The sequence below is a fragment of the Streptomyces sp. NPDC005791 genome (assembly GCF_042871485.1).
Taxonomy (GTDB): Bacteria; Actinomycetota; Actinomycetes; order Streptomycetales; family Streptomycetaceae; genus Streptomyces.
Genome location: NZ_JBIAIP010000007.1, coordinates 349,696 through 362,741, shown reverse-complemented (window position 1 = coordinate 362,741; position 13,046 = coordinate 349,696). Strand labels below are relative to the sequence as shown.

Annotated in this window: 10 protein-coding genes; 7 read left to right on the top strand and 3 right to left on the bottom strand. The window is 70.7% G+C overall.

Annotated features, from left to right (window positions below; translation table 11 throughout):
- Positions 1-4 precede the first annotated feature (4 nt).
- On the bottom strand, positions 5-736 hold the full coding sequence (locus ACFYSH_RS16995) for a DUF4232 domain-containing protein (protein ID WP_388753268.1): 732 nt from the start codon (positions 734-736) through the stop codon (positions 5-7).
- Between the two features lie 393 nt (positions 737-1,129).
- Here ACFYSH_RS16995 and ACFYSH_RS16990 point away from each other — a divergent pair, with 393 nt between their 5' ends.
- The 6 genes from ACFYSH_RS16990 (at position 1,130) to ACFYSH_RS16965 (ending at position 7,793) form a co-directional block, all read left to right on the top strand.
- Positions 1,130-2,662 (top strand): helix-turn-helix domain-containing protein, encoded by a 1,533-nt coding sequence (locus tag ACFYSH_RS16990; protein WP_388753265.1) that lies wholly within the window; start codon positions 1,130-1,132, stop codon positions 2,660-2,662.
- A 536-nt stretch (positions 2,663-3,198) separates the two neighbouring features.
- On the top strand, positions 3,199-5,016 hold the full coding sequence (locus tag ACFYSH_RS16985; protein WP_388753262.1) for an ATP-binding protein: 1,818 nt from the start codon (positions 3,199-3,201) through the stop codon (positions 5,014-5,016).
- Between the two features lie 99 nt (positions 5,017-5,115).
- Positions 5,116-5,574 (top strand): roadblock/LC7 domain-containing protein, encoded by a 459-nt coding sequence (locus ACFYSH_RS16980; RefSeq protein WP_359470356.1) that lies wholly within the window; start codon positions 5,116-5,118, stop codon positions 5,572-5,574.
- The gene (locus ACFYSH_RS16975; RefSeq protein ID WP_359470354.1) at positions 5,571-5,927 is read left to right on the top strand and encodes a DUF742 domain-containing protein; all 357 of its coding nucleotides are present in this window, start codon (positions 5,571-5,573) and stop codon (positions 5,925-5,927) included. The genes ACFYSH_RS16980 and ACFYSH_RS16975 overlap by 4 nt, the downstream gene beginning before the upstream one ends.
- Positions 5,908-6,525, top strand: coding sequence for an ATP/GTP-binding protein (locus ACFYSH_RS16970; protein WP_359470351.1), 618 nt, complete (start codon positions 5,908-5,910; stop codon positions 6,523-6,525). Before ACFYSH_RS16975 ends, ACFYSH_RS16970 begins: the two co-directional genes overlap by 20 nt.
- Complete coding sequence (locus ACFYSH_RS16965) at positions 6,522-7,793, top strand: cytochrome P450 (RefSeq protein ID WP_359470349.1); 1,272 nt, start codon at positions 6,522-6,524, stop codon at positions 7,791-7,793. The genes ACFYSH_RS16970 and ACFYSH_RS16965 overlap by 4 nt, the downstream gene beginning before the upstream one ends.
- Before the next feature lie 53 nt (positions 7,794-7,846).
- On the opposite strand, the gene ACFYSH_RS16960 is transcribed toward ACFYSH_RS16965, so the two are convergent.
- Together ACFYSH_RS16960 and argS are read right to left on the bottom strand one after the other, a co-directional pair.
- Positions 7,847-9,073 (bottom strand): cytochrome P450, encoded by a 1,227-nt coding sequence (locus tag ACFYSH_RS16960; RefSeq protein ID WP_359470346.1) that lies wholly within the window; start codon positions 9,071-9,073, stop codon positions 7,847-7,849.
- A gap of 275 nt (positions 9,074-9,348) precedes the next feature.
- On the bottom strand, positions 9,349-11,118 hold the full coding sequence (gene argS / locus ACFYSH_RS16955; protein WP_359470343.1) for an arginine--tRNA ligase: 1,770 nt from the start codon (positions 11,116-11,118) through the stop codon (positions 9,349-9,351).
- A 147-nt stretch (positions 11,119-11,265) separates the two neighbouring features.
- Between argS and lysS the strand changes: the two genes are divergently transcribed.
- Positions 11,266-13,026 (top strand): lysine--tRNA ligase, encoded by a 1,761-nt coding sequence (lysS, locus tag ACFYSH_RS16950; protein ID WP_359470339.1) that lies wholly within the window; start codon positions 11,266-11,268, stop codon positions 13,024-13,026.
- The last annotated feature ends 20 nt before the right edge of the window (positions 13,027-13,046 follow it).

The following is a 13,046-nucleotide window of genomic DNA, read 5'->3' as shown; positions in this document are numbered from 1 at the left end:
GCCGTCAGTACATGAGGGCGTCATCCATGTCGGTCTGCCAGTAGGTGACGGCCAGCGTGCTGTCGACGTAGGCCTCCTTGCTCAGCGGCACGCTGACCATCCGGCCCGCCGAGCCCGCGTTCGCGTCCTGGAAGCCGACGGCCAGGTCCTTGGTGGAGTAGCCGTTCGAGCCGCTGCCGTCGGCGGCCGAGGTCCTGATGCCGGCGTAGGCGGACTGGCCCGGTGCGATGGTGACGACGGCCTGCGGCTTGCTCTCCTCGAAGACCGGGGGGACGGACTGCGCCTCGCCGAAGCGCAGGGTCGGGTAGGAGAAGGCGTTGCACGCCTTCGAACCGGTGTTGGTCACCGTGAGCAGCATGTGGTTGACCGGGCGCGGGACGCTCGTGACCGTGAGCTTGGTGTTCGTGCCGGTGCAGGTGGGCAGGGACCCGCTGCCGCTGCGCTGCTGCTTCGAGGCAGCGACAGGCTTCGGGGCGGCGGAACCGGAATCCTCGGCGGTCTCGGAACCGGAACCGGAGGTGCCGGTGTTTCCGGCCGTTCCCTTGTCGGTGCCCGTGCCCGGTGCGGGGGCCGCCGAGGCGCCGTCGGCCGGCTGCTGGGGCACCGGGGCCTCGGCGTCGTACGCCGCCGGGGCGGGGTCGCTGCCCTGGCAGGCGGTGAGGGACAGGGCGGCGATCAGCGCGGCGGTGCCCAGGACGGACGTGCGGGCGGCGCGGCGGAAGCGAAGGTTACGCATGAGAGGTTCTCCCCGTTCGAAGGTGGTCAGTGCCCGGGGCGCCGTTTGGCGCCCTGAGGTGCGGGCGGGTGTACTGGTCGCTGACGTGTGGTCAGAGGCGCTACAGGAGGGTGATGACGACTGCGATGCAGACGATCAGCACTCCCGTGGCGACCGCGTCGGTCAGGTCGAGTTCAGGTCGAGTACGCACGGCGGCTCCCGGGACGGGTAAGGGTGGGATGTACGAGTCGCGGGGAACGCCGCGGTGTGTCCACATCCTTTCCGGGCCCGGAATCCGGTCGCAACGGTTGCCGTGGCATACGGGACGCTGGAACGCTTGCGTACCCTCTGACCTGCGCGAACATCTCTTCCCTGGGACGCCGTTCCGGGAAGGAACGAAAGGGAACGGTCGGGGTGGGTACAGAGATCCAGGACTTCGCGGCACTGCTCAGGGGGCTGAAGGAGCGGTCCGGTCTCAGCTACGGGGCGCTCGCCCAGAAGCTGCACATGAGCACCTCGACCGTGCACCGTTACTGCAACGGTGACGCCGTCCCCCATGACTACGCGCCCGTCGAGCGCTTCGCGCGGGTGTGCCGGGCGTCCTCCGACGAGTTGATGTCTCTGCACCGGAAGTGGATCCTGGCCGACGAGGCGAAGCGACGGGGGGCGCGGAAGCCGGAGGCGGGTGGGGTCGCCGCCGCCCCTGGAGCCGATGCGCCTGGAGCCGCCGCCCCTGGAGCCGATGCCCCTGGAGCCGCCGCCCCTGGAGCCGATGCGCCTGAGGCTGCCGCGTCCGCCCCCGCGTCCGCGTCCGCCGAGTCTGGGCAGGCCGGAGCGGGAGCAGAACCACGGGCGAAAACGGAGCGTGGAGCGGAGCCCGTGACGGGCCCTGTGACGGCCCCCCTGGCGAAACCCGTGCCGGTGCCCGTGGCGGCCTCCGTACCGGAATCCGTGGCGGAGGATGTGACACCGGCCGGGGACCGGTCCGGTGCCGTCCCTCCTCCCCGGCGCCGTACCACCAGGCGGCTTCGCGTCCTGCTCGCCGCGGTGGCGGTCGTGGCTCTCACCGTGCCCGCGGCCCTCGCCGTACACCTCCTCGGCGACGACGGGCCGGCCGACGGTGACCGGCGGACGGACGCGGCGCCCAGTCACGCGCAGGTCGTTCCCAGCGGCCGTGTGAGCGCGCGGGGGACCATGAAGGCGAGCAAGAGCGCGAGTGCGTCGGCGTCGGCCGACGCGAGCGCTTCGGCGTCGGCGGGGAGCAGCGCCACCGCCAAACCCTCACCGTCCCCCAAGGCGCCGGTGCGTGGCAGCGGCGTGCCCCTGCACGCCACCATCAGTTCGTACAACTGGGAATCGCCCTGCGGGCAGTACTACTTGTTCGACCGGGAGCCCGACGACCTGCCGCCGGCGCCCGTGCCTCAGGACACCCGTGGCTGGGCGCGCTTCCTCGACGGTGTGGACGGGGGTGACATGAAGCTCGAACTCACCCTCCAGGGGACGTCCGGCGAGGCGGTCGTGCTGAACGGGCTGCACATCCGGGTGCTGGGACGCAACGCGCCGCTCGCCTGGGGCGCGTACTCGATGGGGAACGGCTGCGGAGGAGGCATCACGCCACAGACCTTCGACATCGACCTGGACGACAGCCGGCCGATGGCGAAGCCCGTCGCGGGCGAGGACGCGGGGAAGGTCGTGCCCGCCAAGGACTTCCCGTACCGGGTGAGTTCCACCGACGTCGAGGTGTTCCACCTCGACGCGCACGTGGAGGGGCACGACGTCACCTGGTACCTGGAGCTGGAGTGGACCAGCGGTGGCAGGAGCGGAATGCTGCGCATCGACGACGGGGGCAAGCCCTTCCGTACGAGCAGCCTCACGGCCCGGCCGTCGTACTACTACCGCTCGGACACGGCGCAGTGGGTCCCTGAGGAGAAGTACGGGGAGGACTGACCGAGGCGACGGCGCGGTGGGGATCCGGTCGCCGGCCGTGGGCTACGGCCGGGGGTTCGGATCGCGGTCGGCTCCACCGTGCTGGACGGGTGCGGACCGGCTCACCATGCGGTTCGGTCGGAATCAGGGGTGGCGAGGGAGCCGTGCAGGGCCTGGAGGGCACGGGGCGCAGGAAAAAGGACGTCGAGCTGGCTTGAAACTGGTTGTCGATGTGAAGAAATGGCGCACCTATGGGTGTGTTACCTCCACTTGATTGACGCCTGATCCCTGCTATATCCGCCCACTCGCCCATGGTGACCGAGCTGAATGACGCAGCACCTACCACAACGAGTTCTACGAGTGCGGGATTTGCGTCAAACTCGGGTCGTCGGCGGACTGGGCAGCTTGTCAGATCTTCTGGCGCGACTGGGTGGCTAGCATGACCCAGTACTCGCTCGGAAGATCACCGTCCTCTTTCGCGACGGACTTCCTGGCCGACGGCCGTCGTGTGTCGGTCGTCCCGTTATTCCTGTTCTTACGGACCGAGGGACCGCGGAATGCCAGTGCCTGCACCGCCCAGTCAGCATCGTTCGTCGAAGGGGTCCCCCACCTCGACGGCCGTCCCCTTGACCGTGCTGGCGGTGAGTGCTGCGGCTGCCGGTGTGGCGGTCGCCCTGGCGCCGGCCGACGCCCGTGCCTGGGCGCTGACGGTGACCGCTGTCGCCTGGGTGTGTGTGGCCGTCGCCGTGCTGACCGGCCATCGCCTCGTCCAGCGGGCCGGACGCGCGGTCGCCGCCCAGCAGGTGGAGAACGGTGGTCTCAAGGCGCAGGCGGCGCGGTTGTCGGCCGAGGCCGCGCACCTGGTCAACGTGACGCTGCCCGGCGTGGCCAAGCGGCTGCAGGACGGCACGAGCGCGGCCGAGGCGTTGGACAGCGCGCCGGCGCCGGCCGACCCGCAGCTGCGGCGGCTCGCGTTCACCTTCGCCACCGCCCTGGAGGAGAGCGCGCGGCACGCGGCCGCCCTGGACACCGAGCGCGAACAGGCCCAGGAGGAGCTGGCCCGGACGACGGCCGAGCTGACCAGGCTCACGGAGGAGACGCTGCCCGCCGCGGTCGCCCAACTGCGCGAGGGCCGGTCCGCCGCCACGGTGCTCGCCGGGCTCGAGTTGCCACGTCGGCCCGTGATCCGCACCCCGGCCGAAGCGTTCGTCCGCGAACTCGCCCGCAGCGAGCGGCGCGCCGCCGCGGCGCAGGCCGCCTCTGCCAAGGCGCTCGGCCGTGTCCAGGCCAAGGCGGTCAGCATGCTCGCGGACCTGCGGGAGATGCAGGAACGTCACGGCGAAGAGGTGTTCGGCGATCTGCTGAAGCTGGACCACGGCACCTCCCAGCTCGGTCTGATGACCGACCGGCTGGCCCTGCTCATGGGGGGACGGTCCAGCCGTGCCTGGAGCAAGCCGATCGTCATGGAAAGCATCCTGCGCGGTGCCGTCGGCCGCATCGCCGCCTACCAGCGGGTGCGACTGCACTGCTCCACCACCGTCGCGATCGCCGGATTCGCCGCCGAAGGCGTCATGCACCTGCTCGCCGAGCTGATGGACAACGCCGCGAACTTCTCCCCGCCCATCGACGTGGTGAACGTCTACGTCGAGCAGCGCAGCGCCGGCATCGTCGTCACCATCGAGGACAGCGGTCTGAAGATGGCCGACGCGGCGATGCGCCGCGCCGAGGAGGCCGTGGCGGGCCGTATGACCGACCTCGCCTCGCTGCAGGGCACCCGGCTCGGTCTGACCGTGGTCGGTCGGCTCGCGGTGAAGTACGGCATCAGCGTCAACTACCGCCCCTCGTCACACGGTGGCACCGGCGTCGTCGTCCTGTTGCCCCTGCAACTGCTCGCTCAGCAGCGCGACTCGGCACCGCACGAGCCGTCCCGCCGCCCGGCCGAAGTGGCCGTGCCCACGCCAGGACCCACCCACGCGGCGCCGCCGGCCCCGGTCCCGCCGACCGGTGTCACCCCGCACCCCCCGCACGCCGCCGTCCGGGAGCTGCCCGCCGCCCGTCCGGAGCTGCCCGCCCCCCGTCCGGAGCTGCCCGCCGCCCGTCCGGAGCTGCCCGCACAGGGACGGGGCCGCAACGCCGGCGGCTCCACGCCGAACGGTCTGCCCGTCCGGCCCCCCGGCCGCACCATGGCCGAGGCGGAACAGGAGCGCGAGCAGCGCCGGCTGGCGTCCGAGGCGGCGGACAGCGGCCCGCCCCAGCAGCGCCAGGCGCGCGACGCCGGTTCGCGGTTCGGCGCCTTCCACCGCGGACGCCGGTCCGGGAACGGCGCCGCCGGTCCTGACGCCTGGCCCGGATCAGAACCGCCGGCCGCCCCGTAGAGCACCGGCCGCTCCACAGCCCCGCCGTGCTTTCCGTGTGCGCCCGGGGCCCCGGGCGCACACTTCCCCTCGAGCTCGTGAGATTGGAGGAACGGGCCGGTGACCGGTCAGCCGGGCACCACCGTCCCGTCACCCAGCATGCAGACCACCGACAACACCCTCACCTGGCTCCTGCAGAGCCTCGTGGAGCGCACCCCCGGCACCCGGCACGCCCTGGTCCTGTCGAGGGACGGCCTCAAGCTGTGCTGGACCGAGCACATGACGCTCGACCGGGCGGACCAGCTGGCGGCGATCTGCTCCGGCATCCAGGCCCTCGCCCAGGGCGCGTCCATGGAGTTCGGTGACGGCACCGGCGGCGTCCGGCACTCCATGACCGAATTCCACGGCGGCCTGCTGTTCATCGTGGGAGCCGGCGAAGGGGCGCACCTCGCGGTCGTCGCCGAGGAGCACGCCGACCCCGGGGTGGTGGGCCACCAGATGACGGAGCTGGTCGAGCAGATCGGCGAGCACCTGCGAGCCGAGCCCCGAGGACCCGTCCGGGGAAGTGCCGCATCGTGATACGCAAACCCGTGGACACCGGTGACCCCGACCGGCTCTACACGGTCACGGGCGGGCGCAGCCGCGCCGACGACGTCTTCGACCTGGTCACCCTCGTCGTCAGCGAGTGCCGGCCCACACCGGGTATGCAGTCGGAGCACGCCCGGACCCTGGAGCTGTGCCAGCACCCGACGGCCGTGGTCGAGATCGCCGCGGAGCTGAAGCTGCCCATCACGGTGGTGCGGATCCTGCTCGGCGACCTGCTCGACACGGGCCGCATCACCGCCCGCCACCCGCCCGCGCCCCGGTCCGCCGCCTCGCTCCCCGATACCGACCTTCTCAAGGAGGTGCTCCATGGGCTCCGCAATCTCTGAACTGCCCTCCCACCGCACGCCACTGGCCGACGGGGCGGAGACCGGCCTGAAGATCGTCGTCGTGGGCGGATTCGGCGTCGGCAAGACGACCCTGGTCCGCTCGGTGAGCGAGATCCGGCCGCTGAACACCGAGGAGGTGATGACGCAGGCCGGCGTGGGCGTGGACGAGACCGGCGGCGTGGCGACGAAGTCGACCACGACGGTGGCGTTCGACTTCGGGCGGATCAGTCTCAACGAGCGCATGGTGCTGTACTTGTTCGGCGCGCCGGGCCAGGAGCGCTTCTGGTTCGTGTGGGACAGCCTCTTCTCCGGCACCCTGGGTGCGGTGGTGCTGGTGGACACGCGCCGGATGGACGACTCCTGGTACGCCATCGACCGGCTGGAGCACCACCGGACGCCGTTCGTGGTGGCCGTCAACCGCTTCGACGACGACACCGCCCGGCACTCCCTGGACGAGATCCGACAGGCGCTCGCGCTGCCCGCGCACGTTCCGATGGTCGACTGCGACGCCCGGCTCAGGGATTCCGGCAAGGACGTGCTGATCACCCTCGTGGACCACCTCTACACAATGGCCATGGCCCAGGAGGCGACACCGTGACCGACCCCGGTTCCTTCTCCGCACACCCGGCTCCCCCGGGGTGCCCCGCCCATGCCGGTGGTGACGACGCGCTGCGCCTGGGAGGGCTCGCGTACCAGCAGACCCCGTCGCAGCTGTACCGCGCGCTGCGCCGGGAGCACGGTGCGGTCGCACCGGTGCTGCTCGACGGGGACATCCCGGCCTGGCTGGTGCTGGGCTACTCCGAGGTCACCTACGTGACGGAACACGACGAGCTGTTCGCTCGGGACTCCCGGCGCTGGAACCAGTGGGAGAACATCCCGCCGGACTGGCCGCTGCTGCCGTTCGTCGGGTACCAGCCGTCGGTGATGTTCACCGAGGGCGAGGAGCACCGGCAGCGGTCAGGGGTGATCACCCAGGCGCTGGAGGAGGTCGACCAGTTCGAGCTGGCCCGTGACTGCCAGGTGATCGCCGAGCAGCTCATCGCCGATTTCGCGGGCAGCGGCCAGGCGGAGCTGATGTCCGGTTACGCGCACGCCCTGCCGATGCGGGCCGTGGTGCAGATGTGCGGGATGCCGATCTCGGGCACGGAGACCCAGCAGCTCGTCGACGACCTGCGGATCTCCCTGGACGCGTCGGAGGGCGACGACCCGGTGGCGGCGCACGCACGCGTGGGCGAGCGGCTGAGGCAGCTGGTGAAGGACAAGCGGGCCAGCCCCGGTCCGGACATCACCTCACGCATGGTGCTGCATCCGTCGGGGCTGACCGACGAGGAGATCGTCCAGGACCTGACCGCGGTGATCGCCGCGGCTCAGCAGCCGACGGCGAACTGGATCTGCAACACGCTGAGGCTGCTGCTGACGGACGAGCGGTTCGCCTTGAACGTGTCGGGCGGCCGGCTCAGCGTGGGCGAGGCGCTCAACGAGACGCTGTGGCTGGACACGCCGACGCAGAACTACATCGGGCGCTGGGCCGCGCGGGACACCCAGCTCGGTGGGCGGCATATCCGGGCCGGTGACTGCCTGGTACTGGGGCTGGCCGGGGCCAACACCGATCCGCAGATCTGGCCGGAGTCACATGTGGGGGCGGAGAACGCCTCGCACCTGTCGTTCAGCAACGGCGAGCACCGCTGCCCCTACCCCGCCCCGCTGCTGGCGGACGTGATGGCGCGGACGGCGGTCGAGACGCTGCTGGAGTGGCTGCCCGACATGGTGCTGGCGGTGGAGCCGGAGGAGCTGACCTGGCGTCCGTCGATCTGGATGCGGGGGCTGGCATCCCTCCCGGTGCAGTTCACCCCGGTCGTGCAGTAGGCCGGGCGTGGTGGGCCCCGGGTGGGGTCCACCACGTCGGCCGTGGCGCGGGTTTAGGCGGCCGCAGGGGTGAACCGCACCGGCAGGGACTGCGGTCCGCGGGTGAAGACGCCCTGCTCGACGGGGTCGAAGCCGTCGGCGAGTCGTAGGTCGGGCATGGCGTCGAGCAGATGGTTGACGCCGGTCTCGACCTCGGCCTTGGCGAGCAGTGCGCCGACGCAGAAGTGCCGGCCGAGCGCGAAGGCGAGGTGGTCGGCGGCGGCGGAGAAGGCTGTCGCGGTGGTGAGGTCGTCGCGGAAGATGTCGAAGCGGTCGGGCTCCGCGTAGCGGTTCCCGTCACGGTTGGCGGCGCCGATCAGGCAGGTGACGGTGGCGCCGGGGGGAATGGTGCCGCCGCTGACCTCCACCTCGGACCTGGACTGCCGCATGATCATGTGGACGGGCGGGGTGTAGCGCAGGGTCTCGGCGAAGGCCCGGGGGATCAGACCGCGGTCCGCGCGGACGGCGGCGAGCTGGTCGGGGTGGAGCAGCAGGTTCGCGAAGATGCCGGCGATCGCCTTGTCGGTGGTCTCGCCGCCGGCGGCGAGCAGCAGGCTGCAGAACGCCTTGATGTCCTCGTCGCTCATCCGTACGCCGTCGACCTCGGCGGCGCACAGGGCGGACAGCAGGTCGTCGCCCGGGTTGTCACGGCGTTCACGGATGATCGGCAGCATGTACTCGGCGAACTCGACGCGGGTCCGTTCACCTGCCGCGGCCACCTCGGGGTCGCCCGAGAGGTTGCCGAGGAAGGCGATGACGGCCGTGTACCAGCGGTGGAAGCGGGGGTGGTCGGCCTTGTCGAGGCCCAGCATGTCGGCGATCACGTTGACCGGGAAGCGGGTGGCGTAGTCGGAGACGAGGTCGGCGGAGCCGGTGTGCCGGAAGGTGTCGACGAGCTCGCGTGAGTTGCGCTCGATGACCGGAAGGAACTTCTCCCGCAGGTCGCTGCCGCGGAAGGCGGGGGCGACGAGGGCGCGGCGCACGGCGTGTTCCCGGCCGCTGAGCTGGAGGATCGTCTTCCCGTGCACGGGCTCGAGCTGCCAGTCGTAGTTGTCGGTGGTGAACTCGTTGCCCTTGTCCTTGAAGACGTGCGCGACGTCCTCGTAGCGCGAGATGAGGTAGCTCTGTGTGGCTTCGTGCCAGACGAGGGGCGCGGTCTCGCGCATCGCGCGGTAGACAGGGTAAGGATCCGCCGCGAACTCGGGCGAAAGGATGTCGGGTACGTCCTGCGCGGTGGTCATGGGGCTCCCTCGGATCAGCAACTGACCTTCCGCATCAGGCTAATGATCAACTGTCCGACGGGACAGCCCCGTCGGCGCCCCGCTTGGGCGGGGAGCGACCGTTGGCCGAAAATCGCTTCCTGTCGACGCGTTTCACGGCACCCGGTGTCCGCGTCGGTGTCGTGGCCGGAGCCCTGCGACGACGGGAACGGGAACACACCGCCCGGACACGCCGCGGCCCCGCGACCTCACCGGTGTGAGGGGGGTCGCGTGGCCGTCCACGGCGCGTCGGAGGGTCAGAGGCGCTCGGGCGTCCTGATGCCGAGCAGCTTCATGCCCTGGTGCAGGGTGTGGGCGGTGAGGTCGACGAGGAACAGCCGGTTCTCGACGACCTCCGGCGCGTTGTCCGGGCTGAGCACCTGGCACTGGTCGTAGAACGTGGTCAGGTGCGAGGCCAGCTGGTAGAGGTACGCGGCCAGCTTGTGCGGCTCGTACCCTGCGGCGACCTCGCCCAGGACCTCGCCGAACTGGTCCAGGTGCAGGCCCAGCGCGCGCTCGGCCGGGGCCAGCTCCAGCTCCGGGTGCGCGGCGGGCTTCGCGTCGCCCGCCTTGCGCAGGATGGAGCGGATCCGGGCGTAGGCGTACTGGAGGTACACCGACGTGTCGCCGTTGAGCGACACCATCTGGTCCAGGTCGAACTTGTAGTCCCGTACGGCGGAGGTCGACAGGTCCGCGTACTTCACGGCGCCGACGCCGACGTACCGGCCGTTCTCGACGATCTCGTCCTCGGTCAGGCCCACCTTCTCGGCCTTCTCCCGGACCACCGCGGTGGCCCGCTCGACCGCCTCGTCGAGGAGGTCCTCCAGCCGGACGGTGGTGCCCTCACGGGTCTTGAACGGCTTGCCGTCCTTGCCGAGGACCGTGCCGAAGGCGAGCTGGTGCGCCTTGACGTCGTCATTCAGCCAGCCGGCGCGGCGGGCCGTCTCGAAGACCATCTTGAAGTGCAGGGACTGCCGGGCGTCCACGACGTAGAGCAGGGTGTCGGCCTGGAGGTCCTGCACCCGGTCGCGGATCGCGGAGAGGTCGGTCGCCGCATAGCCGTAGCCGCCGTTGGTCTTCTTGACGATCAGCGGGACCGGGTTGCCGTCCGGGCCCTTGACGTCGTCGAAGAACACGCACAGGGCGCCCTCGGAGCGGACGGCGACGCCCGTCTCCTCCAGGATCCGGCAGGTCTCCTCGAGCATGTCGTTGTAGCCGGACTCGCCGACGATGTCGGGGTCGTCGATCTCCATGTCGAGCTTGTCGAAGACCGAGTAGAAGTAGATCTTCGACTCGTCGACGAAGCGCTGCCAGTGCGCCAGCGTCTCCGGGTCACCGGCCTGGAGGGCCACCACCCGGTCACGGGAGCGTGCCTTGAACTCCTCGTCGGAGTCGAACAGGACCCGCGATGCCTTGTAGACCCGGTTCAGCGACGACATCGCCGCCTCGCCGTCCGCCTCGTCACCCTCGTGCTTCAGCTCGCCCGGGTGCTCGAAGAGGTACTGGATGAGCATGCCGAACTGGGTGCCCCAGTCTCCGATGTGGTGACGCCGGACGACGTTCTCACCGGTGAACTCGAGGATCTGGACCATCGCGTCGCCGATGACCGCCGACCGCAGGTGGCCGACGTGCATCTCCTTGGCCACGTTCGGCTGGGCGTAGTCGATCACGGTCGTACCGGGGGCGGCCTTCAGCGGGACCCCGAGCCGGTCGCCGTCGGCGGCCCGCTCGGCGAGCGTGCCGATGATCGCCCGGTCGGTCAGCGTGACGTTCAGGAATCCGGGGCCGGAGACCTCGACGTCCTTGATCAGGTCACCCGTGGGAAGGGCGGCGGTCACCTTGGAGGCCAGCTCGCGCGGGTTGCCCTTGAGCTTCTTGGCGAGCGCCAGGATCCCGTTGGCCTGGAAGTCGGCCCGGTCGCTTCGGCGCAGCAGCGGGTCCGCGGTGCCGGCCTCCGGCAGAGCTGCCGTCAGGGCGTCCGCCAGCTGCTGCTGGAGCGTGGAAGCGAGGGAAGGGACCGAAGCCATGAGCCGGCTGCCGTTTCCGTAGGAGACAAAGGATCACTCCAGTATCCCACGGGGTGCAAAGCCGTTTTCGCGCTGCGGGTGGTACCTGGGAGAATGGGTGTGCCCCTCATGGGGGACGCCCCTACGAGTCCTACACGAGAGAAGGACGTGCCGACCGTGGCTTCGAGTCAGAGCAGCACCGAGACCGACTGGGTCTCCCGCTTCGCGGACGATGTCATCGCCGAATCGGAGCGACGTGCGCCTGGCAAACCGGTCGTCGTCGCCTCCGGTCTCTCCCCGTCGGGCCCGATCCACCTGGGCAACCTCCGCGAGGTCATGACCCCGCACCTGGTCGCCGACGAGATCCGCCGCCGCGGCCACACCGTGCGCCACCTGATCTCCTGGGACGACTACGACCGCTACCGCAAGGTGCCGAACGGCGTCGAAGGCGTCGACGACTCCTGGCAGGCGCACATCGGCAAGCCGCTGACCTCGGTGCCCGCCCCGGCCGGGTCGGCGTACCCGAACTGGGCCGAGCACTTCAAGGCCGCGATGACCCAGGCGCTGGACGAGCTCGGCGTCGAGTACGACGGCATCAGCCAGACCGAGCAGTACCTGGCGGGCACCTATCGCGAGCAGATCCTGCACGCGATGAGGCACCGGGCCGGCATCGACGCCGTACTGGACCGCTACCGCACCAAGAAGGACGGCGCGGCAGGCGCCAAGGGTGGCAGGAAGCCGCAGCAGAAGAAGGTCGACGAGGCCGAGCTGGAGGCCGCCGAGGGCTCCGGCGCGGCGGACGAGGACGACGGCAGCTCCAACGCGGCCGGCTACTTCCCGTACAAGCCCTACTGCGGCAACTGCGAGAAGGACCTCACCGTCGTCACCGCCTACGACGACGACACGACCGAGCTGAACTACACCTGCTCGGCCTGCGGCTTCGCCGAGACGGTCCGGCTCAACGAGTTCAACCGCGGCAAGCTGGTCTGGAAGGTCGACTGGCCGATGCGCTGGGCCTACGAAGGCGTGATCTTCGAGCCCAGCGGCGTGGACCACTCCTCGCCCGGCTCCTCCTTCGTCGTCGGCGGGCAGATCGTCCGCGAGGTCTTCGACGGGGTCCAGCCCATCGGCCCGATGTACGCCTTCGTCGGGATCTCCGGCATGGCGAAGATGTCCTCCAGCAAGGGCGGCGTACCGACCCCGGCCGACGCGCTGGAGATCATGGAGGCGCCGCTGCTGCGCTGGCTGTACGCCCGCCGCAAGCCGAACCAGTCCTTCAAGATCGCCTTCGACCAGGAGATCCAGCGGCTCTACGACGAGTGGGACTCGCTGGCCCGCAAGGTCGCCGACGGCACGGTGCTGCCCGCCGACGCCGCCGCGTACGCCCGGGCCGTCGGCACCGCGGCCGGGGAGCTGCCCAGCACCCCGCGCCCGCTGCCGTACCGCACGCTCGCCTCGGTCGCCGACATCACGGCCGGTGCGCAGGACCAGACGCTGCGCATCCTCAGCGAGCTTGACCCGGAGAACCCGCTGACCTCGCTGGACGAGGCGCGGCCCCGGCTGGACCGCGCCGAGAACTGGATCACCACCCAGGTCCCGGCCGAGGCCCGCACCATCGTCCGCGGCGAGCCGGACAAGGAGCTGCTCGGCTCCCTGGACGAGCAGGGCCGCGAGTCGCTGCGGCTGCTGCTGGACGGGCTCGACTCGCACTGGTCGCTGGACGGCCTGACCACGCTCGTCTACGGCGTGCCGAAGGTGCTGGAGGGGCTTGAGCCCGATGCCAGGCCGACGCCCGAACTGAAGGTCGCCCAGCGTTCCTTCTTCGCGCTGCTGTACCGGCTGCTCGTCGGCCGGGACACCGGTCCGCGCCTGCCCACGCTGCTCCTGGCGGTCGGGGCGGACCGGGTGCGGACGCTGCTCGGGGCGTAGGCACCACGGAGGTGAGAACG